This window comes from Corynebacterium tuberculostearicum (assembly GCF_032821615.1).
GTDB classification, from domain to species: Bacteria; Actinomycetota; Actinomycetes; order Mycobacteriales; family Mycobacteriaceae; genus Corynebacterium; species Corynebacterium tuberculostearicum_H.
Window position 1 is genome coordinate 14,895 of sequence record NZ_JAVBIF010000007.1, and the last position, 21,946, is coordinate 36,840.

19 protein-coding genes are annotated in these 21,946 nt (G+C 61.3%); 9 read left to right on the top strand and 10 right to left on the bottom strand.

Annotation, left to right across the window (positions count from 1 at the left end; genetic code table 11):
- Positions 1–205: 205 nt before the first annotated feature.
- A complete protein-coding gene (locus RAE09_RS06865) occupies positions 206–1,399 on the top strand; it encodes an amidase (RefSeq protein ID WP_316981292.1) in 1,194 nt (397 codons plus the stop codon).
- On the opposite strand, the gene RAE09_RS06870 is transcribed toward RAE09_RS06865, so the two are convergent.
- Complete coding sequence (locus RAE09_RS06870) at positions 1,396–1,905, bottom strand: 2'-5' RNA ligase family protein (protein ID WP_005322490.1); 510 nt, start codon at positions 1,903–1,905, stop codon at positions 1,396–1,398. The genes RAE09_RS06865 and RAE09_RS06870 overlap by 4 nt on opposite strands.
- A gap of 125 nt (positions 1,906–2,030) precedes the next feature.
- On the opposite strand from RAE09_RS06870, the gene RAE09_RS06875 reads away from it, so the two are divergent.
- The 7 genes from RAE09_RS06875 to RAE09_RS06905 all read left to right on the top strand — a co-directional run bounded on the left by RAE09_RS06875 (position 2,031) and on the right by RAE09_RS06905 (position 11,642).
- Positions 2,031–3,560 (top strand): ATP-binding protein, encoded by a 1,530-nt coding sequence (locus RAE09_RS06875; protein WP_316981293.1) that lies wholly within the window; start codon positions 2,031–2,033, stop codon positions 3,558–3,560.
- A 40-nt stretch (positions 3,561–3,600) separates the two neighbouring features.
- A complete protein-coding gene (locus RAE09_RS06880) occupies positions 3,601–5,508 on the top strand; it encodes a fructose-specific PTS transporter subunit EIIC (protein ID WP_005322492.1) in 1,908 nt (635 codons plus the stop codon).
- Between the two features lie 562 nt (positions 5,509–6,070).
- The gene (locus tag RAE09_RS06885) at positions 6,071–6,634 is read left to right on the top strand and encodes a CAP domain-containing protein (protein ID WP_179387481.1); all 564 of its coding nucleotides are present in this window, start codon (positions 6,071–6,073) and stop codon (positions 6,632–6,634) included.
- 212 nt (positions 6,635–6,846) lie between these two features.
- Positions 6,847–7,608 carry a LamB/YcsF family protein gene (locus RAE09_RS06890; protein WP_316981294.1) on the top strand — a complete coding sequence of 254 codons (762 nt, stop codon included), beginning with the start codon at positions 6,847–6,849 and terminating at the stop codon, positions 7,606–7,608.
- Positions 7,608–9,182: a 5-oxoprolinase subunit B/C family protein gene (locus RAE09_RS06895; protein ID WP_316981295.1), complete on the top strand. Its 1,575-nt coding sequence runs from the start codon at positions 7,608–7,610 to the stop codon at positions 9,180–9,182. Before RAE09_RS06890 ends, RAE09_RS06895 begins: the two co-directional genes overlap by 1 nt.
- Positions 9,172–10,953: an acetyl/propionyl/methylcrotonyl-CoA carboxylase subunit alpha gene (locus tag RAE09_RS06900; protein WP_316981296.1), complete on the top strand. Its 1,782-nt coding sequence runs from the start codon at positions 9,172–9,174 to the stop codon at positions 10,951–10,953. Before RAE09_RS06895 ends, RAE09_RS06900 begins: the two co-directional genes overlap by 11 nt.
- Before the next feature lie 68 nt (positions 10,954–11,021).
- Positions 11,022–11,642 (top strand): GntR family transcriptional regulator, encoded by a 621-nt coding sequence (locus tag RAE09_RS06905; protein WP_316981297.1) that lies wholly within the window; start codon positions 11,022–11,024, stop codon positions 11,640–11,642.
- On the opposite strand, the gene RAE09_RS06910 is transcribed toward RAE09_RS06905, so the two are convergent.
- From RAE09_RS06910 to RAE09_RS06920, 3 genes are all read right to left on the bottom strand, one after another.
- On the bottom strand, positions 11,639–12,409 hold the full coding sequence (locus tag RAE09_RS06910; protein WP_179387476.1) for a putative hydro-lyase: 771 nt from the start codon (positions 12,407–12,409) through the stop codon (positions 11,639–11,641). The genes RAE09_RS06905 and RAE09_RS06910 overlap by 4 nt on opposite strands.
- Positions 12,409–13,572 carry an NRAMP family divalent metal transporter gene (locus RAE09_RS06915; protein WP_302259716.1) on the bottom strand — a complete coding sequence of 388 codons (1,164 nt, stop codon included), beginning with the start codon at positions 13,570–13,572 and terminating at the stop codon, positions 12,409–12,411. Before RAE09_RS06915 ends, RAE09_RS06910 begins: the two co-directional genes overlap by 1 nt.
- 187 nt (positions 13,573–13,759) lie before the next feature.
- Complete coding sequence (locus RAE09_RS06920; RefSeq protein WP_316981298.1) at positions 13,760–14,662, bottom strand: endonuclease domain-containing protein; 903 nt, start codon at positions 14,660–14,662, stop codon at positions 13,760–13,762.
- A 251-nt stretch (positions 14,663–14,913) separates the two neighbouring features.
- Here RAE09_RS06920 and RAE09_RS06925 point away from each other — a divergent pair, with 251 nt between their 5' ends.
- Positions 14,914–15,957 carry an RNase H family protein gene (locus RAE09_RS06925; RefSeq protein ID WP_316981299.1) on the top strand — a complete coding sequence of 348 codons (1,044 nt, stop codon included), beginning with the start codon at positions 14,914–14,916 and terminating at the stop codon, positions 15,955–15,957.
- A 172-nt stretch (positions 15,958–16,129) separates the two neighbouring features.
- Here RAE09_RS06925 and galK read toward each other — a convergent pair whose 3' ends face one another.
- From galK to RAE09_RS06955, 6 genes are all read right to left on the bottom strand, one after another.
- Complete coding sequence (galK, locus tag RAE09_RS06930; RefSeq protein WP_316981300.1) at positions 16,130–17,329, bottom strand: galactokinase; 1,200 nt, start codon at positions 17,327–17,329, stop codon at positions 16,130–16,132.
- Positions 17,322–18,416, bottom strand: a complete 1,095-nt coding sequence (galT, locus tag RAE09_RS06935; protein WP_316981301.1) for a galactose-1-phosphate uridylyltransferase — start codon at positions 18,414–18,416, stop codon at positions 17,322–17,324. Before galT ends, galK begins: the two co-directional genes overlap by 8 nt.
- The gene (locus RAE09_RS06940; RefSeq protein ID WP_005322508.1) at positions 18,416–18,658 is read right to left on the bottom strand and encodes a hypothetical protein; all 243 of its coding nucleotides are present in this window, start codon (positions 18,656–18,658) and stop codon (positions 18,416–18,418) included. Before RAE09_RS06940 ends, galT begins: the two co-directional genes overlap by 1 nt.
- Before the next feature lie 10 nt (positions 18,659–18,668).
- On the bottom strand, positions 18,669–20,318 hold the full coding sequence (locus RAE09_RS06945; protein WP_250412683.1) for a sodium:solute symporter family protein: 1,650 nt from the start codon (positions 20,316–20,318) through the stop codon (positions 18,669–18,671).
- 11 nt (positions 20,319–20,329) lie between these two features.
- Positions 20,330–21,229: an aldose epimerase family protein gene (locus RAE09_RS06950; protein ID WP_005322510.1), complete on the bottom strand. Its 900-nt coding sequence runs from the start codon at positions 21,227–21,229 to the stop codon at positions 20,330–20,332.
- Positions 21,230–21,425: 196 nt separating this feature from the next.
- The gene (locus RAE09_RS06955) at positions 21,426–21,869 is read right to left on the bottom strand and encodes a YdcF family protein (protein ID WP_005322511.1); all 444 of its coding nucleotides are present in this window, start codon (positions 21,867–21,869) and stop codon (positions 21,426–21,428) included.
- Positions 21,870–21,946: the final 77 nt, after the last annotated feature.

Sequence of the window (21,946 nt, forward strand, 5' to 3'; positions counted from 1 at the left end):
TACTACCCATCTGACCCCGTATTACACCCAATTTATTAGGCCCCGAACGGACAGCTTTCTGCCCTGCTGAAGGAAGGTCAGAGTTCAACTGCCTCAGAGCAAAAGCCCATTGACCAACCCCTGATGTACGGTAGTAACATCTGCATCCTTCTAATACATCGTTAGCATCAAAGGACGCCGAGGTTGAAAGGACTTAGCTCCCGTTATGTCTACTGTTTCTGATCGTCTGCACCACGCCCAGCAGGATTTCAATGCGGTGATTGCCGTCATCCCGTTTGATGAGCACGCGGTGGAGGAATCGCCCACGCTTAAGGGACAGCCGGTGGCGTTCAAGGACATCGTGGATGTGGCGGGCGTACCCACCACCTGCGGCACCAATGTGGATGTGGGCCGCACCCCAGTCGAGGATGCACCAGTGGTGCAGCGCTTGACGGCGAAGGGTGCGCTACCGGTGGCGAAGGCGAACCTGCAGGAGTTTTCCTATGGCATTTTGGGCGATGCCTCGGCTTATGGTCGCGTGATCAACCCGCGTGATCCGGAGGTGTGCGGCGGGGGTTCGAGCTCTGGTTCGGCGGCGCTGGTGGCTTGCGGAGCGCTGCAGCTTACGGTGGGCTCCGATAGCGCCGGCTCGGTGCGCGTGCCGGCCGCATGCCAAGGCGTGCTGGGGTTCAAGCCCACCTTTGGGGTGATTCCGGTCGAGGGCGTCTTCCCCTTTGCCCCGAGCTTTGATTGCATTGGTTTCTTCGCCAGCTCGATTGACCTGATTGAGCAGGCTTTTATTGCCACTGCGGAGGAGGAACCGGCCGCGGCGCAGGACGTTTCTGCTGTTGATGTCACGGCCCTTAAGGCCAAGGGCGAGCGCTTCGCTAATCTTCTGGCCGCGCTGGAGCGATCGGACTTTGAGCTCACCGAGGGCGCGGACTTGGAAGGCACCATCGCCGCCACGGCCGAGCTCTACGAGCCGATGCGCTTGAAGGAGGTCTACGACGTCCACCGGCCGCTGCTGGACCAGCGCGAGAAGTACCAGGACGTGATTCTGCAGCGCGTCCTGGGCGGGGAAAATATCAGCCAGGAAGATTACGACGCGGCCGCACGGGGCGTAGAAAAGCTGCGCGAAGACGCCCTTGCCCTGCTTGCCGACGCCCCCATTATCCTCACCCCCACCCTCGATTCCGGCCCCCTCAAGTGGTCCGATATCACCCCGGACAATACCGCGGAGTCGGCCGCGAGCCTGCGGCGGTGGACCGAGCCGTTCAATGTGCTCGGCTGGCCAGCCATTACGGTGCCGCTGCGCGGCGAAGAGGAAGAAGGCGTGGGTGATGCGGTGCAGGTCGTCGGCAAGCCGGGCGAGGACCTGACCGTCCTGCGCGTTGCCCGGGCCCTACGCGCTTTACTCTAAGCCCCTGCTAGAAGGGTCTTTTCCTGCGTGCGCGGCCGCCAATAGGCAGCCTCGACGGCGGTAAGTTCCTTAAAGTGCGCTGAGGTGAGCTCGTCCATCGCTTGGATATAGCCGGGGACCTCTTCGCGCGGCAGGCGCAACCCCATGGTCAGGTGCGGGGTCCAGCGCGGCCCGCGCCCGTCCGGGTTTGCGGCGCTGATTTTTCGCGCGGCGATTTCTAACTCGTCGGTAGTCTCCAGCAGCCAGGCCACCGTCTGTTTACGCTTGGTGCCAAAAATAACGTTTCCTACCCGCCGGAAATCCGCGGGGATAACGGCCGGCAGCAACTGGGCCGCCAAGTCCACCACTTCCGGCTGCATGTGCGGCGAAAAGGTGACCGTAATGTGCGGGCGTTGCTGCTGGACAGGAAAGCCGCGCTCAGCTAGGCCCGCAAAGATGTCGCGCACCTGATCTTCCTGCTTTTGCGGCAGGTAGAGCAAGATATTATCCGGCGATGCTTTACTCACGAGCGAGCGTTCCCTTTCTGTTGCGAAGTGCCTCCAGCGTACCGTTCATCACAATGAGCGAGAAGCCCCTTCCCCCTCATTAAAAAATCATTGCTACTTTGCAATGAGGGTTTTATAATGACGCCATGGGTTGGGATGCAATTAGCCTCCGTGAGGCACTTGAGCAGCTGCGGCTTTTTGGCGATGACCGCACGATGCTGGAATGTAAGCGCTCCTTCCTTCGCGCACCGCATGATTTGGCTCGCACCATATGTGCTTTTGCAAACATGCCAATGGGCGGTGACATCCTTTTGGGCGTCGATCAGAGCCTCAACTTTGCCGCCACCGGCGTCGCGCACCCTGCACAGGTAGAAAAGGCTGTGGCGGACCAAGCAAGAACGCTAATAGAACCTGCGCCCCAGCTCTCTTTTACCCACATCAGCATCGATGAAGCGGTAGTAATCGCAGTGACGGTAGCGCCCCTTTCACCCATGCTTAAACCAGCCCGCATCAAAGGAGAGGCCTACCTACGGCAAGCGGATGGCAATTATGTGATGGGCCCGAACGAGTTGCGCATCCTCGAGGTGGCGGCACTCCACGCATCTGAGCAAGAATTTTATGACCAGCAACCAGTGCCTGGCAGCGGCCTGCGGGACATGGATGAAAGCATTACAGCAGAGGCGCTACGCACAGCCCGCTCACGCAGTAGGCGTCTATCCACCATCGCGGAGGACAAGCGCCTCCTCGAGGTACTTGGCGCAACCGTAAACGGGCAACTGACCGTAGCCGGAAATTATGCCCTCGGCTTCTTGCCGCAGGGAAAAGTACCTGCCCTCGGGGTAACCGCGGCGGTGCAGCTTCCGCGGGAGCACGCCGCGCGCACGCGGAACCTCACCCATTTCGACGGCCCTCTACCCGCTCTCCTCGATGATGTGGTGGATTGGCTGCGTGCCAATCTGCAGGCCGACCTGCGCTATGCGGAAAGCGGCCATGTGGAAGAGATCCCGGAAATTCCGCCGGCCGCCCTTCGGGAGGCTGTAGCCAACGCGTTAGTGCACCGGGATTTAGGACCGCACACGCGAGGCGTGGGAAAAAGAATTGAGGTTCGCATCACCCGGCAGGCAGTGATCATTACTAGCCCTGGTGGGCTGCGAGGGGTCTCGGTCTCCCAATTGACCAGCACCACCTTATCCAAAGCTGCAGTAAATCAGCGCCTTTATGAGCTTGCCAAACTAGTTCGCACCAGCGAAGGACACCCGGTCATTGAAGGCGAGGGCGGAGGAATCCGAGAGATGATTCGTGCCTGTTTAGATGCAGGCCTAGCTGCACCGCGCCTTATAGATACTGGCACCGAGTTTCGTGTCATCTTCCCCCGCACCAGGCCGGATAGCCCGCATCGAGTTTCTGCCCGCCCCACGGTTAGAGCAGTGGAAGCCAACGTAGAGGACGAGCTTCGTCAGCTAGGCAAAAACGTTCCGCAAGTTTTTCACAGTATGCAGCTCGGCGCGGAGGCGGACTATGCTCCCGCCTTAAGCCTTCACGAGATCGCGGAACGCACCCAACTCAGTCCCGGGCAAGCGCGCTACGCGCTCAAGGCCTTGGAGAGGAAGGGCTGGATTGTCATGCGGGGCCAGCGTGGCTCGCAACGCACGACTTACCAGATCCGCAGAGAATAGACGCACCGGCTCTTGTGCCAACGCAAACGATTGCCGTTTAATGAGAACCATGAGCACTACAGAGTCATCGCCCCTCATCCTCGCCATCACGGCGTGTCCGACGGGCATCGCGCATACCTATATGGCGGCCGAGAACCTCGAGGCCGCAGCCCAAGAACTGGGCTACCGCATCAAGATTGAAACTCATGGTTCCATCGGCGTCGAGGGAGCCTTTAGCAAGCAAGACATCGAGGAAGCCGACGCCATTGTCATTGGTGCCGATACGGTCATTTCCAAGGACCGCTTCCACGGCAAGCGACTCGAGGCCACCGGCGTGGACGAGGCCATCAAGCACCCGAAGGAACTGCTCAGCAGGTCCTTGAGCGCCTCGCGCTGGGAGGGCTCTTCCGAGAAGACGGAGGAAGAGGCGCCTCGCAAAAATAGCGTGGGTCAAACCTTGTACAAGGCACTGATGAACGGCGTCTCGCACATGATCCCGTTCGTGGTGACCGGTGGTCTGCTCATTGCGGTCGCCCTCTCCATCGGCGGCACGCCCACGCCTGAGGGCATGGCGATTCCGGAAGATAGCTTCTGGAACACGGTCAATGAGCTCGGCGCCCTGGCGTTCTCACTGATGGTCCCGGTGCTCTCCGGCTACATTGCGGTGGGCATCGCGGATCGCCCAGGCCTTGCCCCTGGTCTTATTACCGGACTCATCGCTACCACCGGCTCCCTTTACGGTTCTGAGGCAGGTGCCGGATTCTTGGGCGGCATTGTCACCGGTATTTTGTCCGGTTATGTGGCTCTTGCCATTAAGAAGATTCCGGTGCACAAGTTCATCGCACCGATTTGGCCCATCATCGTCATCCCGATTTTCACCACGCTCATCGTGGGGCTCATCTTCATCTTGCTCATTGGCGCACCGGTCTCGGCCGCGTTTGAGGCAATGACCAATTATCTCGCTGGAATGCAGGGCTCCTCCGTCATCGTGCTAGGCCTTATCCTGGGCGCCATGATCGCCTTCGATATGGGTGGTCCCTTCAATAAAACGGCTTTCCTCTTCGGCGGCGGCATGATCGCGGCCGGCAATGCGGCGCCGATGGGCATGGCGGCATGTGCGATTGCCGTACCTCCCCTCGCCGTGGGCGTAGCTACGCTCCTGCGCCGCCGCTGGTTTACCAAGGCCGAAAAGGATGCGGGCATCGCCGCGTTGTTCATGGGATTCTTCGGCATTACCGAGGGCGCCATTCCGCTCGCGGCTGCACGCCCGCTACAGGTCATCCCCGCCAATGTTGCCGGTGGTGCCGTAGCCGGTGCGCTCGCCGGTCTTTTCGGTGCACAAGACCACGTCATGCACGGCGGCCCGATCGTCGCGGTGCTCGGCGCGGTAGATAACGTCGTTGGCTTCTTTATCGCCATGCTTGCCGGCATCGTTGTTTGCGCTGGCCTTATTCTCCTGCTGGTGGGATTGACGCAGCGCAAGGATAAGCCACTTGTTGCAGTCGATACGATTAGCCTCGATAAAGATCTGGGTTCTTCTAGCGAAGAGGTCATTCGCTCCATGGTGAAGCTCACCTCCGCGCGCATGTCTGATGCCGAGGCGGTCGCTAGCGCCGCATTGAAGCGCGAATCTACCCGTTCCACTGGTGTGGGCCACGGCGTGGCCATTCCGCACGCTCGGTCTGCCGGAGTGAAGGTACCAACGCTCGCCTTCGCCCGCCTGCCGCACGGCGTCACGTGGGCAGAGGGCGAAGACCCGACCACCTTGGCCTTCCTTATTGCTGTTCCGGATAACGCTGGAAAGCAGCACCTCAAGCTGCTGTCCAAGCTGGCGCGCAACATCATGAAGGAGGACTTCCGCGCACAACTCCACGGCGCGAAGACCCGCAAGGAAGCTGCCGACATCATTTCCCAGGTACTCTCCCCTGCACCAGCGACTGACAAGGCGGCCGCAACCACTCAGGCCTAAATAGTCTTGCAACTGCAAGCGCTCAGCGATTTCCCCGCTGGGCGCTTTTCTTATGCCAATATTGCGCAGGGATGGGGCGGAGGGACGGTTTCGAGGGAGTGGTAGCGGCAGCGCGGCAGGCTCAAGCAAGATCACGGATCACCCTGGTGCCCTCTTATGATCCTTAGACAGCCAGAGAACCACAAGGTTTCTCATAGGCTCTATCAAGAAACTGGCCAGTTTTGCCAGAAGGGGACTTAAAACTAGGCCCACATACCTTAAAACAATCTCATTTCCCTGGGAACCTGAGATATTGGTTGAAATCTACCCCCGTGGGGGCGGGGAGCTGAGCGCCATCACTGAGGGAATTTAGGGGTTTCCTAGCTCAAATCGAGAAATAACTAAGAGACAATTAGTTTTGCGCGAAATCAGCTTCAAGAATCCTAATATTTGCTGGTCAGCTGGATTTTACCCGGGCAGAATTGATTAACTTTTAAGTGAAGGGGAACGGAAGTTAGCCGTTAACACTCCAAGATCCCCGCCTTATAGATTCCCGCTAGGTTCCAGTAGAAAGGTACCGCTCATGTTCACCCCCAAAGTTCACTTCTCCGCCAAGAAGTTCGTCGCTCCTGCACTCGCAGCAGCCGTCGCACTCGGTGTTGGCGTAGCCCCTGCAGAGGCATCGAGCTCTTTGAGCAGCTTCGGTCGCGTGAACCTTCCGGTACCCTCCGTCAACCTGCCTGCCGCTCCGGCTGCCGCCGCAAAGCCAGTTGCTCCGGCCTCCAACCGCGTACAGAGCATCATCAATCACACCAACGCTTACCGCCAAGCACACGGCCTGCGCCCGGTTCGCGCCAACGCCGCACTCAATGGACTGGCTCAGGATTGGGCCAACCAGCTGGTTCGCGCCAATAAGCTCAGCCACCGCCCACAGCACTGGAACTACTACCCTTCCAATATCCCGGCCGGCGGCGAGAACGTACTGCAGGCATGGAGCGACTACTCCGATGCACAGCTGGTTAAGCTCTGGTACGAATCCCCGGGCCACCGCAAGATCATGCTCGACCCGCGTGCCAAGACCATCGGCGTTGGTGTTGCCGTCAACTCTGAGGGCAAGCTCTACGCTGTCCAGAACTACGGCCGCTAAAGATTTCACAAGCTAGGGCCTTCGGGCCCTTGGGCTCTAGCGGGCCACGCCGCCTCCTCCCGGACCTCTTACCCGGGGCGGGGCGGTTTTCTCGTACCTAGGTGGGGGTGCGCACGCGGGTAAATGAAACGTAACCGCCTTCACAAATGGCAGTGGCGAGGGTTACACTTAATGACATTCGAATTGTTCAACAATCTTAAGGACGGTGTTGAATGTCCTCGCTCCATATCGATCTCAATGCGGATTTGGGAGAGACTACTGCAGGCAACCCGGTCGCAGATGACGCGGCAATGCTGGAGATGGTGTCCTCCGCAAACGTGGCCACCGGCTTCCATGCGGGCGACCCGCACTCGATTGCCTGCACCCTCAAGGCGGCAGCAGAAGCAGGCGTGACCGTAGGCGCGCACGTGGGTTATAACGACGCCGCGGGTTTCGGCCGCCGTTTTATCGATTACAACCCGGACGAGCTTGCAGACGAGGTGACCTACCAAATTGGCGCGCTCGACGCTTTGGCCCGCGCCAATGGCACCAAGGTTTCCTATGTGAAGCCACACGGTGCGATGTATAACGCAATCGTGAAAGATGAGGCGCAAGCAGAAGCCGTCATCAAGGGCATTAAGGCCTTCGGAGACTTGCCGGTGATGTTACTGCCAGGGGGTGTAGCGGTGGACGTCGCCAAGCGCAGCGGGCTTAACGTCATCCGTGAGGCTTTTGCGGACCGCAACTACAACCCCGATGGCACGCTGGTCTCGCGCAAAGAAGCCAATGCGGTGCTTGGCAGTGCCGATGAGGTGGTGCAGCGAGTTCTTGAGGTGGCGCAGACCGGGTCGATTACGGCCGTGGATGGCACGAAGTTAGAGGTGGATGCGCAATCCGTATGCACCCACGGCGATTCGCCCGGCGCGGTGAAGCTGCTGCGCGGCGTGGTGGAGCGCCTGCGGGAAGAAGGCATCGAGATTCGGAGCTCTATCTAATGCACATTAATTTTGTGGGCACGCGCGCGCTGCTCATTGACCTGGATGGATTGAACCAGGTGATGGATTGGCACGCGGCGCTTTCTGCCAAGCCGTTGAAGAATCAGGTGGACTGCATCGCGGCCGCCACCACCCTGCTGCTGACGTTTGAAGCGCCGGATTCGGCGCGTGATGCGGCCGAATTCCTGCAGGACTTCTCCCCCGCCGCCGCGACGGCTACGGAGGCCCGCACGGTAGAAATCGATGTGCTCTATGACGGCGAGGATGTGGACGAGGCCGCAGACCTGCTGGGTCTTTCGCGCGAAGCGCTCATTAACTGGCATACCTCTACCGAGTGGACCGCAGCATTCGGTGGCTTTGCCCCGGGTTTTACCTACTGTGCACCTTCAGATCCATCCCAGGCCCGTGCGGTGCCGCGCCGCTCCAGTCCCCGTACCGCGGTGCCGGCCGGTGCTGTGGGTATCGCGGGTGAGTTTTCTGCGGTCTACCCACGCGTCTCCCCAGGCGGCTGGCAGCTGCTGGGCACCACCAATACACCGATGTGGGATTCCAATGCGAACCCACCAGCCTTGGTACAGCCGGGTGACCGCGTGCGCTACCGCAGCGTGGATAAGCTGCCGGAGCTTGTTGATCACTCTGCCCGCTCGAAACGCGCCCCTGCCCGCTTGCCGCGCATGGAGGTTATCGATGCCGGCCTACTCACCCTCTACCAGGACTTGGGCCGCCCCGGCGTGGGCGACCTTGGTGTGACCCCATCGGGCGCCGCAGACCGCGCCGCCGCCGCAACCGCCAATGTGGCCGTGGGCAACCCGCGTGGAGCAACGGTGCTGGAGAATATCGGCGGCATTAAGCTCCACGCGCTCACCGATACCGTCATTTGCGTCACCGGCGCTACCGCGCGTGTGCGCCTCGGCGAGATGCCGGTTCACCTCGCCCGCCCAGTGCTGGTCACGGCCGGGCACACCGTCTCGGTGGATCCTGCAACGGTAGGCATGCGCAATTACGTGGCCATCCGCGGCGGCATCATCGCCGAATCCGAGCTTGGCTCCGCGGCCACCGACGTCCTTTCTGGCCTTGGCCCGGACCCGGTCACCACCGGCGATGTCATCGGCGTGCTACCGCGCTCTACCGGCATGACCGATGCCCAGCTTTCTAATCCATTGCGCGTGCGCGAAAGCTCCGACGGAAAAACCCGCGCTACCTTGCGCTGCGTGCTCGGTCCCCGCGATGACTGGTTTGGCGATAATGTCTCCGCTTTCCTGGATACCGAGTGGACCGTCACCTCAGATTCCAACCGCGTGGGCCTGCGCCTCGATGGCGAAGAGCCGATTGAACGCGTTAAAGACGGTGAGCTTCCGTCTGAGGGCATGGTCGCCGGCTCGATCCAAATCCCACCCAATGGCAAGCCCGTGGTCTTCCTGCGCGATCACGCTGTGACCGGCGGTTACCCCGTCATCGCCACTGTGTTGGAAGAAGATATTGATATTGCCGCGCAGCTGCCACCCGGCGCACGCGTGAACTTTGAACTCGTAGCACCCCAAGCCTTGAACACTGGAGATAAAAATGCAGATTAAAACCGTCCTCATTGCTAACCGCGGCGAGATTGCCGTGCGTATCGCTCGCGTCGCCCGCGACCTGGGAATTAAGTCCATCGCCATTTACTCCGAGGCAGACGCTGGTGCCTTGCACACCCAGGTAGCGGATGAAGCTTATGCGCTGCCGGGCAATACGGCCGCCGATACCTACATGAACGTGCCCGCGCTGCTCGATATCGCGGTGCGTGCCGGTGCTGATGCTATTCACCCAGGCTATGGCTTTTTGTCTGAGAACGCCGACTTTGCCCGCACCGTCACTGAGGCCGGCATGATCTGGATTGGCCCTTCGCCCGAGCATATTGAGTTACTCGGTGACAAGATCGCTGCCCGCCGCGTAGCCGAAGAGGTCGGCGCACCACTGGCACCTGGTACTTCTGATCCCATCGATGATTGGCAAGAAGCCCGCACCTTTGCCGAAGAGCACGGCCTGCCCATTGCCATCAAGGCCGCTTATGGTGGCGGCGGACGCGGCTTGAAGGTCGTGGACAATATGGAAGAAATCGAGGGCGCGTTCAACTCCGCCGGCCGCGAGGCCATGGAGGCTTTTGGCCGCGCCGAGTGCTATGTGGAGAAGTTCCTCACCCACCCGCGCCACGTCGAAGCCCAGGTATTGGCCGATACGCACGGCAATGTGCGCGTGCTCGGCACCCGCGATTGCTCCACCCAACGCCGCTTCCAAAAGCTCATTGAGGAGGCTCCGGCGCCCGCGCTTTCCGACGCCCAACGCAACGGCATCATCGAAGGCGCCCGCTCCATTTGCTCCAAGGTGGGCTACACCGGCGCCGGCACTGTGGAATACATCGTTTCCGAGGACGGCACCATTTCCTTCCTGGAGGTCAATACCCGCGTCCAGGTCGAGCACCCCGTTACTGAGGTAGTCACCGGTACCGATATCATCGCCGAGCAGTTCCGCATCGCGGCCGGGGAGCCGCTGTCCTTCGATGAGGATCCGCAGTCCCACGGCCATGCTTTTGAGTTCCGTATCAATGCTGAGGATATCCTCAATGGCTTTGCGCCGTGCCCCGGCACCATCGTCTCCTTCGAGCCGCCCACCGGCCCGGGCATCCGCGTGGATTCCGCGGTGCGCTCTGGCTCTATCATCCCGCCGTACTATGACTCCCTGATTGCCAAGCTGGTGGTGTGGGGACCGACCCGCGAGATCGCCCTGGCCCGCGCCCGCTTTGCCCTACGCGAGTTCACCGTCACCGGCGTGCGCACCGTACTGCCGTTCCACCGCGACATGATGGATGAGCCTGCACTCATCGGCACCGCCGCCCCAGCAGACGATGCCGCTGCCGCCGGCGCCTCCGAGATCGGCGTGTTTACGGACTGGGTGGATCACAACTACCGCCCGTCTGCCGCCAACCAGGTGGAAAAGGTCGAGGCTATCTACACCCAGCGCCGCAATGTGGCCGTAGAAATCGACGGCAAGCTGGTCAACGTCGGCGTGCCCGTGGACTTCCTCGCCGCGCCAGGCGCCGCCTCGGCCGGCGGTTCTGCCTCCACCGCACCATCTTCGGCCGGCGCACAGTCTACCGATGACAACGCGGTCACCTCCCCGTTCGAAGCAAACCTCGTGGCCTGGAACGTTGCGGACGGCGATACCGTGGCCGAGGGCGATGCCATCGCCACCGTCGAGGCCATGAAGATGGAATCGGCCATCAAGGCTCCGCGCGGCGGCACCATCAAGCTCCTGGCCGCCGAGGGTGACCGTCTGGATTCCTCCAAGGTCATCGCGACCATCGATTAGCGCTCACGCCACCCTTTTGCACCTCATCTCCAATGTGAGGTGCATAACTTTTTAGTACAGTTGTGGTCATGCTTTCCCAGTCTGTCGCCTCCGAGCTGCGCGAGGCCATCTCCGCCGGCGAGTTCCAGCCGGGCGAGCAGCTCAGCGAGGTCAAGGCGGCCGAGCGCTTTCACTGCTCGCGCAATACCCTCCGCGAGTCTTTCACTAGGCTCGCCGCGGAGCGCATTGTCGAGCGCATCCCCAACCGCGGCGTCTTCCTCGCCACGCCGGACGCAGACTATATCCGTGACCTCTTTGCCGCCCGCGCGGCCATCGAGCCCGCGGCGGTGCGGTGGGGCGCTTTTGCCGACGCCCCCTCGCTCGTCACCCTCACTTCCTCCGCCTTCGACTACGCAGCACGCGGCGAGCACCAGGAAGTCTCCGCCATCAACCAACGCTTCCACCGCACGCTGGTGGCCGCGCTGGGCTCGCCTACGCTTAATGAGCAGATGGATAACCTGCTCGCCCGCATGCGGCTCACCTTCCTGCTAGCCATTCCTCGCTATCCGCAGCTGCATGCGGACCACATTCAAGGAAACATCACCTTGGCCACGCTCATCGCGGATGGAAATCGCCGCGAGGCCGCCACGCTTGCGCATGACAGCCTCATGAATACCTGCGAGAAGATCCTCGCCGTGCTGGACGATTAAGGAATGAGGAAATCTTGATCGCGGGCGTTGGTCACGAGCATCTGACCCGGCGCGTGCGTAATGGCTAGGCGCGGCTTCGATTCCATCACGATGGCCTGCGGAGTCACCCCACAGGCCCAAAAGACCGGCAGGCAGCCCTCTGGCACTTCGCCCGGATCACCAAAATCGGGGCGGGACAGATCCTCAATACCAATGGCCGCCGGGTCACCCACGTGAACCGGGGCGCCGTGAACAGATGGGTAACGGGAGGTAATCCGCACGGCATCGGAGACCTGCGCGGCCGGAATCGGGCGCATGGAGACCACCATGGGACCGGAAAAGACACCGGCCGGGGTGGTGGGAATCGTGGTTTTAAACATCGGCACATTGCGCTGCTGAGCAATGTGCGCGACCTCAATGCCGTTATCCTGCAGCGCAGTCTCGAAGGTAAAAGAGCAACCGATAAGGAAGCTGACCATGTCTGGGGTGTAGTAGGAGGTGGCGTCGGCAAGCGTGGCTGTATGCTCGCCGTTTTCAAAGACGCGGTAGGCCGGAATATCGGTGCGGATGTCCCCACCCGGCAGTAGCTCGGAGGTGTACTGACCGGCTTCCAGCACGCCCACAATCGGGCATGGCTTGGGATTTCGCTGGGCAAAGAGCAAGAAATCGAAGGCATATTCCTGCGGCACGGCCAGCAGGTTAGCCTGCATGAAGCCGCGGGCATGCCCGGCGGTGGTGGCCATGTCATGGCTGCGCGCATACTCGCGCACCTGCTCCGGAGTCTGCATTATGCCCACAGCTCGGTAATGCCGGAGAAAGCCTTGAAGCCGATGAAGATGGTGAGCACCCACGCCAGGGTGCCGATAATCAGCAACCACTTGGGATACTTGTATCCCTGCAGGAGATCGCGGCGGCGCCAGGCTACCCACATCACGAGGGCGAAACCGATGGGCAGGATCAGGCCGTTGATGGCGCCGGCGAAGATGAGCAACTTCTGCGGCGCGGAGTTGATGGCCACAAAGACTACCGTGCACACCGCAATAAAGATGATGGTGAGGATATTGCGGGTGCGCGTCGAGGTGTCCTGGGAGGTCACGAAGGATACCGAGGTATAGGCGGCGCCGATAACCGAGGACAAACCGGCCGCGAAGAGGACCACACCGAAGGCACGCAGGCCAAACTCGCCGGCGGCATTGTAGAAAGCATCGGCCGCGGTGTTGTCGTCCGAGAGCGCCACGCCGGTGGCCACCACACCGAGGACCGCCAAGAAGAGGAGCATGCGCATGATGCCAGTGACCACAATGCCACTTACCGAGGTATAGGTAATGTTCTTGACGTTTTCCACGCCGGTGTGGCCGGAATCGATGAGGCGGTGCGCGCCGGCAAAGGTGATATAGCCGCCCACGGTGCCGCCGATGATGGTGGTGATAACGAAGAAGTCGATCTCGCCCGGAGCGACGGTATTCTTGAGAGCCTCCCCCACCGGTGGCTGGCTGACCACCGCAACGTAGAGCATGAGCAAGATCATGACCGCGCCCAGGACCGCGACGAGACGGTCAAGCGCCATGCCCGCCTTCTTGGAGAGGAAGATGAAGATCGCAATGGCCGCGGCAATGACGCCGCCGATGCGCGAATCGATGCCCAGCATCGCATTAATGCCCAGGCCAGAACCGGCGATATTGCCGATATTAAAGACCGCGCCACCGATAAACACGAATACGGCAAGCACCCAGCCCAGACCAGGAAGCACGGTATTGCCCAAGGTATTGGCGCGCATGCCGGTCACGCAGAGAACTCGCCACACATTGAGCTGGATGGCAATATCAACGAGGATGGACAGCATAATCGCAAACGCGAAGGATGCGCCCATCTGCACGGTAAAGACCGAGGTCTGGGTCAAAAATCCCGGACCGATGGCGGAGGTGGCCATGAGGAACATGGCACCGGCCATGGCGCCGAGGCCTTTGGGCGGGGTCTTGTCCCCCGCCTGCGCCGGAGCGGCGTGTGATGTCTCAGCACTCACTAGATTTCACCTTTCGTGATGCAGGTCGCATTAGTTTGTGATGCGCATCATCTTAAAGGTTGCTATGCCTTTTGTTCAACAACTTTTATGCGTTGTGGGGTGGCTCGGGGGTGATCTAGGCTACTTTTCTCGTTCGTTTTCCCAGGTGGCTAGCGATTATCCGCAATGCTTCGTCCGGCGCTTTCATATCGCTAGGGCCAAAGCGCAGCACCACGTATCCACGGTTTTCTAGCGCTCGCTGCCTCTTTATCTGCTGCTTGACCACGTGGGCGGGTGTCTCGCCATAGGTACCGTCATATTTGGCATCGCCATCGACCTCGACAACCAGCCAGCCATCGAGACAAAGATCCGCCCGATATTTCCCGAGCAGCGATTTCTGGGGCTCAATTTTCACCTGCGGGAAGCGCTCAATAATGAGGGCTCGCAGATAGGACTCATAGGGCGATTCCGATCCGCCGTACGCGTGCTCGATAACCTTACGCATGGCTGCTTGTCCCCTCGTGCGCTGCATTTTTGCCAGTTCTTCGCGCAGGTCGTATGTAGTGACGTCGTGTCGGCCGAGGGCAGAATCAGTAGCTACCAGGCCATCTGGGAAGCCGTGTAGCCGGGCGATTTCGAGGCAGGTGCGGGCGGGATGCGTGGCGCGCACACCCGCTACCGTCACCGTGGATTCCTGGAGGGACTTTACCCGGCGGTACCGATAGCCCTTCGCGGTGAGCCTGCGTGGGGGAACGCTTCCCGAAGGCACCGCTAGCTCCACCTCCTCCCCTTTCCTGGAAATTACCCACATTCCCCACAGCCGCGCTGCCGATTTACTGATAAGGACGGCGCGATGGGTGCTCCATCCGGCAGCGACTACTTTGGCGAATTGTTGTTTATGGCGCACCCATTGCCTCCAGGTGGCCGTGGGAACGGCGACCCAGGGCGCTATCTGGGTGAGCTCACCGCGCTGGAGGGCTAAATGGTGCGGACTTTCGGCTCCGGCGTAACGAAGGTTGATGAAGTGATCTGTAATCATGGTTTCATCTTCGCGGCTGGCGGGGCGGGGCACGCGTCATGAGGCTCAGGAAGGTGAATTTCCGAGGACCTTGAGTGAGGGTCGGAATATTAGGTCCAAGGTGATCGGGCCGAATTGAGGGCGTTGAGGCTGAATTGAGGGTGGGTTGTACTCAGATCGGCTCGATCACATTCGACCTAAGGAGAAGCAGTTCACAGCGGCGGTGTGGGGGATAATTCAGCAGCACGGTTAACCGTGCTTTACTAGAGATAATGGAACCCATCGAGCTCTCAGAACTAACCGGTACGCAATCGCGCACCTACGGCACCCGCAAGATCACCTCGGATATGGTCTCGGCACCAATCCACGTTGCGGTCGCGCTCTGGGACGAGCGTTGGGATTCCGCCCCCAACGGCACCATCGAAGGCTGGGTCATCGCGGTCAATACCAAGCAGACGCGTTTTGTGCGCCGCGGCCAAACGAAGAAGGGCGATATCGTCGATATCGCCGTGCGCGAGGTCAACAGCGCGCTCAAGGGACTCGACGGACGAGTGTGGATTGTCACTGGTCGCAGGCAGAACGCGTTGCGAGCGGCACTCACGGCTGACGGTTTCACGGTGACGGGAAGCTTTGCGGGAGAAAATAGGGCGTCGAAAAGCGCGAGCTCTGTGCGCAGAAAACAAGCCGGCCTGACCGCTCGCAAGGCGCGCAAGATGGGTGAGGCGCCGAAAAAGAAGCAAGCGGCACAGGTAGAGACGCCGAAAGCGCACTGGTGGCCGAACTTCTCGCGCGCCTCCTCGTGGGCCGAGGGCGAGGTGGTGCGCATAGCCACCGATGCTTCCTCGGATACTGTATTCAAGGGGTCGATGTGCTTCGTTGCGGGAAACGGCGACTACCGGTTACGGACTCGAGAAACCAAGGCGAGCACCGATGAGCTCGAGCTCGAAGCACTGACGCTTGCGCTGAAATACCTGCTCAAGGTGGGTGCTCGCAAGGCGGTTATTGAGTCAGATTCCGTAGCCGCTTTGGAGGCGGTCGAGCAGATTGTGCATAAGCGCGGCTCTAAAGCATCACGGCCGGGGCGCACGTGGCGAGGGGTGTCTTCGGGTGCGCGGTCCCGATTCCAGCAAGCTTGGGGCGATATCCAAGGCCAATGCGAGGTCGACATTCGCCGTGTGCTCGGGCATGCGGGCGATCCGCTGAATCGGGCGGCCGACCAGATTGCGTACATGGGGTTGCGCGCGATTGCGCATCCGATGAAGCAGTCTCGCGAGACGCTGCGCGAGGGGATTCAGAAAGCTCTCTCGGCGTTGTGATTCGAACGCTTAAGGCTTTGGGACAGGCTTAGGGCTGATCTGATCAGGCCGAATTGAGGGAGTTAGGGCCGATCTGAGGCGGCCCAGGCTTCAGATCAGCCTGATCAATATGGACCTAACGACAATAGGCGCGCTGGGAGGGGCGCGACTGAGCCGAGCCGGCCTGCGGAGCTTAAGCCAGGCGGCGGGCGCCGTCTCCCGGGCGGGCCACCAAGAAGGTGGGTCCTGGGAAGCCGCGGGATGCCGCGGCGTCGTGGATGGCTTCGGCGGTGGACTCGACGGCGGAGCGCGGGATGAGCGCGATGACGGCGCCGCCGAAGCCGCCACCAGTCATGCGGGCACCGAGTTCACCGGCCGCGGTGAAGGCGGAGTCGAGTTCCGGAGTGGTGACTTCGTACAGGTCGCGCAGGGAAAGGTGGCTTTCGCGCATGAGGCGGCGGAACTTTGCCAGGTCGGAAGAGGTGAGCGCGGTGGCGGCGTCGAGGGTGCGAGCGGTTTCGTCCACCACGTGGCGCACGCGGCAGCGGTAGAGTTCCGCGTCGGCGGGGTTGACGGTGGCGGCAAAGGCGACGGCATCCGGGATGTCGCGGATGGAGCGGCCGGCGGCGGACTGGACGGCGTCGATGATTCCGCGGCGGGAGGCGTATTGGCCGTCGGAAAGCGTGTGCGGGGCATTGGTGTCCGCGATGAGCAGCACCATGTCCTGGGCCTCGATATTGAACGGCACGCGCTCGACGGCGCCGGTGGCAAAATCCAGGAAGAGGGCCTTGCCGCGCTGGCCGAAGAGGCTGGCGTTTTGATCCAAGCCGCCGGTAGAGGCGCCGACCACTTCGTTCTCGGCGCGGATGCAGGCCTGGGCCAGCTGCGCGCGGGCGGCGTCATCGGGAGCGTTGCCGTGGCAGAGCTCGTAGGCGGCCACGGCAACGGAGCACTCGAGGGCGGCGGAGCTGGACAGGCCAGAGCCGACGGGGACATCGGAGACGATGGCAATATCGAGGCCGGTGCAGGTCAAGACACCCGCGGCAGTGGCGGCCCAGACGGTGCCGGCAACGTAGCCGGACCAGTCGGAAGGGTGGCCGGGGCGGACTTCGGAGAGTGGGAGGCTGGCCTGGGCAACACTGCCGTCGTATTCGGAGGCTATCCGGAGAAGGCCATCGGTGCGGGGTGCGACGGCGACGGCGGTGTTTTGTTCCAGCGCAAAGGGAATGGAGGCGCCGCCGGCGTAATCGATGTGCTCGCCGATGAGGTTAACGCGGCCGGGAGCGGCCCACACGCCGGCGGGCTCGGGCGCATCCGGGAAGGCAGCGGCGAAGAGGCCGCGGGCTGCGGCTGCTAGCTCCGCATCGCTGCGGGTGTCAATCCAGTTAAGCATCCCAGATCTCCTTAAAGCGGGCGGCGATGCGCTCCGGGGTGGTGTCATTGATCCACACGGCCTGCGAGGACTCGGAACCAGCGAGGTACTTCATGCGGCCGGGCGAGCGCATCAGCGAAAAGAGCTGCAGGTGCATGCGGATACCAGGGCGCAGGTCCGGGTCCACCGGTGCCTGGGTCCAGCCGGCGATATACGGGGTCTTCTCCACACCATCGAAGAAGCGGTCCACCGCGGAGTACAGCTTTTTGAGCAGGGGCGCGAGGTCGGCACGTTGGGCGCTGGAAAGCGCGGCGAAATCGGGGACCTCCTCATTGGGCATGACCATGGCTTCCAGCGGCCATTTGGCGGCGGCGGGAACAAAGACGGTGAAGTGCTCGGTTTCGGCGATAATGCGGGTACCGGCGGCGCGCTCGCGGTCGAGGAGATCCTGAAAGAGGTCGCCGTCGTAGGCGCGGGCGGAATCCACGATGGAGCGCAGGCGGGGCGAGAGGAACGGATAGGAGTAGATCTGGCCGTGCGGGTGCTGGAGGGTCACGCCGATTTCCTCACCGCGGTTTTCAAAGGGAAATACCTGCTCCACGCCGTCGATCTGGGATAGCGCGGCGGTGCGGTGCGCCCAGGCCTCAATGACGGTGCGGATGCGAGATTCCGGCAGGTCCCTGAAGGACAAAGCTGGGTCCTCGGTAAAGCAGACTACCTCGCAGCGGGCGCGGGCGGGAAGGCGCGGCACCATGCCGAGCAGGTTGTCTTCCTCCGGATGCTCGATGTCCGCGGTGGTGGCAAAGGACGGGAAGCGGTTTTCAAAGACCACCACGTCATAGCTGGGGCTAGGGATCTCCGTGGGCAGCTGGCCTTCGCGCGTGGGCGCCAGCGGGTTCTCGTTGGCCGGTGGCAAGAAGGTGCGATTCATGCGGTGGGCGGCAAAGGCCACCCAATCCCCCGTTAGGGGATCCCGGCGCATTTCGGAAGCGGGGGCGACGGTGGGGATGTCGCGGGCGTCGGCAAGCACGCGGTCGGGGTGGGGCTGGTCGTCGAAGTAGAGGATCTCGCGGCCGTCGGCAAGTGTGGCAGAGGTAATCTCAACCATTAGTTTTCTCCTGGGATGGTGATGGGCTTCAGGCGCGCCCACAGCACAAAGGCGGCGGCCACGGCCAGCAAAGCAAGGCTTGCCCATAGGTTATCGCTGGCGTTCTTGGCTTGCCCGGTATCGGGGTTGATGCCTGGGTCGAGGAAGAAATAGCAACCGAGCAAAATCAGGCCGTAGAGGCCGAGGAGTGCGGCGATGACGTTGCGCAGGTCGAATGCGCCCGCGCGCTTTTTCTCAGACATGGTGGGCTCCTTAGGCAAAGATAACGTTGAGGGCTACGGCCATCACCAGGCAAATGATGCCCAGCGGGACGGTCTGCTGGTACCACGGCAAGGACTTTTCGGTGTAGTCCTCAAAGTGGTCCTTGGGGGTCACGGAAGAGACGAAGCCAACCAGCTCGCTATCCGGCTTGGGCTGGGTGAACAGGGTGACCACGATGGAGACTAGGATATCCACCACGAAGGCCACACCGGCCGCCACAAAGGCCGTGCCTTGGCCGGGCAAGTTGATCATGTCCGTGAAGGATGCGACGTACCAGAAAGCGATGGCGGAAGCGGTACCGGCCACAAGACCGGACCAACCGGCGTGCGGGGTCATGCGCTTCCAGAACATGCCCAGAATGAAGGTGGCAAACAGCGGCGCATTGAAGAACCCAAACAGGGTTTGCAGGTAGTCCATGATATTGCCAAAGTTTTGCGCGAGCAGCGCGGTAAAGATGGCAATAGCGGTGGCGATAATCGTGGCGATGCGGCCAAACTTCAGGTAGTAGTCATCCTCACGATCCTTGACCACGTAGGTCTGCCAGATGTCATAGGAGATGACGGTATTAAAGGCCGAGATATTCGCGGCCATGCCGGCCATGAAGGAAGCGAGCAGGCCGGCGATCGCCACGCCCAGCAGGCCATTGGGCAGAAGGTCGCGCATGAGCAGCAGGATGGCGTCATTCGGCTCCGCGCGCTCCTCCATCAAGTCGGCCACGGATACAGAGGCAACCATGCCCGGAATGACCACGAGGAAGGGCACGAACATCTTAGGGAAGGCGCCGATGATCGGCGTCTTGCGGGCGGCGGAAATGGAATCGGAGGCCATGGCGCGCTGAACTTCCACGAAGTTGGTGGTCCAGTAACCAAAGGAAAGCACGAAGCCGAGGCCCAGCACGATGCCGATGACGGACCATACGGGATTCTCAAAACCGGAGATGTCCGTGCCCGGCCAAGTGTGGAAGTGCGACTCTTGGGCCACCGCGTCCTTCAGCCCGCTCCAACCACCAACGCGGTTCAAACCAATGATGGTCAGCGGGGCGAGTGCGGCGATGATGACGAAGAACTGCAGCACCTCGTTATAGATGGCGGCCGAAAGGCCGCCCAGGGTGATATAGGACAGCACGATGATGCCGGCCACGAGGAGCGATACCCACATCTGCCAGCCCAGCAGGGCCTCTACGATGGTGGCCAACAAGTACAGGTTCACGCCGGCAATAAGCAGCTGGGCCACGGCGAAAGAAATCGCATTGACCAGGTGCGCGGCATTGCCAAAGCGCTTGCGCATAAACTCCGGCACCGAACGCACCTTGGAGCCGTAGTAGAACGGCATCATCACAATGCCCAAAAAGACCATGGCCGGGATGGCACCGATCCAGAAGTAGTGCATGGTTTGGAAGCCATACTCCACGCCATTGGCGGACATACCGATGATTTCCACCGCACCCAGGTTGGCCGAGACGAAGGCCAGGCCGGTCACCCAGGCGGGCAATCCCCGGCCGGAGAGGAAGAAGTCGATGGAGCTAGACACTCGGGCCTTGGCGGCCCAGCCGATGCCTAGTACGAAGAGGAAGTAGATGGCTACCAAGAAGTAGTCCACCCAGGAGGCATCGAGCCTCAATACGGATTCAGCAGTCTCCATGGCTGACCTTTCTAGTTATTGTTCTCTGCTGCAAGGCGCAGCGTGAATCTCTGCGGGTTCTGAGCGCTCAGGCGCGCGAGGTCTTCCCCGCTGCGCAGCGCATTCGGCGGCGCGCTCATGGGCTCCACGGCTAATGCCTTGCCGGGGCCACCTGCCCGCGGGAAATCGGCCGGGGTAAACATCTGCACCCAGTTCAGGCCTTCGCCCATCTCCAGGCGCACACCCTTTCCGCCGGCCGAATACACGGCCGTCAGTGGGCCTTCGCCGTGGAAGCAATCGTCCCAGTCCACCTCGGCGATGGGCTGATTAACAATGCGCACCTGCTCCGTCTTTCCCGTAGGCAGGTTGCGGGCGCCTAGCAGGTAGCGCTTGCCGACGTCCACACTGAGCACCGCTTCCTCTGCCCCTGCCCCTTGTGGGGAGAGGTAGAGGTGCAGCCCATAGGCGAAGGGAACCTCGCCGGGTTCCGCGGTGCGGGCGGTGAGCTGGTGGTGCAATCCCCGCTCATCGAGGGCGTAGGTGGCCTCTAGTTGAATCGCCCACGGCCAGCCCTGGCGCGGCTCAATATCAAAGGCAAGAGCCACCCGGTTGTCCGAGCGTTCCGTGACGCGCCACCAATCCACCGCGAATCCATGGATGGCGTTATTGCGCTCCGGCTCCGTGATCTCTAGCTGGTGGGCGGTCCCCTGCCATTCAAACCAGCCATCTTCGGTGCGATTGGGCCACGGCGCCAGCACCACTCCGGCCATCAGCGGCGGCTTGCCTTCGTAGCTTTCTACTAAGGGCGCGCCGCGATAGGTCAGCGCTTTGAGTGTACCGCCGAATAGACCAATCTCTGCCGCATAATCGCCATGGGCAAGTGCGACGCTGGGGTAGTCAGCGTCAGGGCCAGCTGCTCCTCCACTGGTCATAACAAAGACCTTTCTGGCTATAACTTTCGTTGGATTTAGCCTAGGAGTACGGCAAAGCGCCGGTCAATCGTTTGCATAACTACCCGCGAATACCTTCTATTTCAGCTGCTCACCGCAGTGGAGTTAACCGCTTGTTAACCTCTTTCGGGGTTGGAGGCGCCTGTGGGCAGCGGGACGCTACACCGAGGCAGGAGCGCTATCCCCGCATCCGTCGCCACACTATTCGCGCCGCTGAGTGAGGAGTGGCGAGGACTTCGCGCAGGTAATTGCGCGGCATCAACCGCCACGGGGTGCGCGCGGGATGCAGTTGCACGGCAATGCCGAGGTGCCAGGCCCACAGCGCCGTGCGCAGGATATGAAAATCATTGGTCACCACGTGCAATACGGCATCCGGGGCCAAGCGGTGGGCATTTTCTAGATTTTCATTAGTACTCGTGGCTTCCGGCTCCACCACTACCCGCTCGGCCGGCACGCCGCGTTCAATGAGGTATGTAGCCATGGGACCCGCCTCACCGCGGCCGGAGACAATAATCTGCTGACCGCTATAGAGCGCCAACGCCTTGTCTAGGCGCGAGCGCAGCATGGCGCCGGGATAGCCGTGGGTTACGCGGGAGCCCAAAACAAGGAGCGGGTCAGACATGGATACCAGCATAGACTTGCCGGCTCTTGACAGGAAGATGGAAATAGCCGTACCTTTAACTCAAATGTGCAATCGAT